At 48.5% G+C, this 264-nt stretch carries 1 protein-coding gene; it reads right to left on the bottom strand.

The genetic code is table 11. The features are described 5' to 3' along the window. On the bottom strand, nt 1-264 hold a 264-nt coding region (locus tag FN960_RS24240; RefSeq protein ID WP_185971155.1), incomplete at both ends, for a patatin-like phospholipase family protein.

Here is a 264-nt window from a genome sequence, read left to right as displayed (position 1 = left end):
CATGCCACGGCAGAGAATCACCATTCTCGCTATTTTCTTCACTGACATTAAAGGAGAGCAAATCTTGTTGCATCAAATGAGCATCGTGCTGCAGGTCAACCGCTATCACAATATCAGCCCCCAATGCACGCGTGAGGGAAATAGGAATTGGGTTAACGACTGCTCCATCAACCAGCCAGTAGCCGTTATGTGCAACAGGTGCCATGAGTCCTGGAATACTGCATGATGCGCGAATAGCAAGATGGAGATCGCCTTCAGTAAACC

This window comes from Alkalicoccobacillus porphyridii, from assembly GCF_007293315.1.
In the GTDB taxonomy this organism is placed as follows: domain Bacteria; phylum Bacillota; class Bacilli; order Bacillales; family Bacillaceae_D; genus Alkalicoccobacillus; species Alkalicoccobacillus porphyridii.
This window is presented reverse-complemented; position numbering and strand designations above follow the sequence as displayed.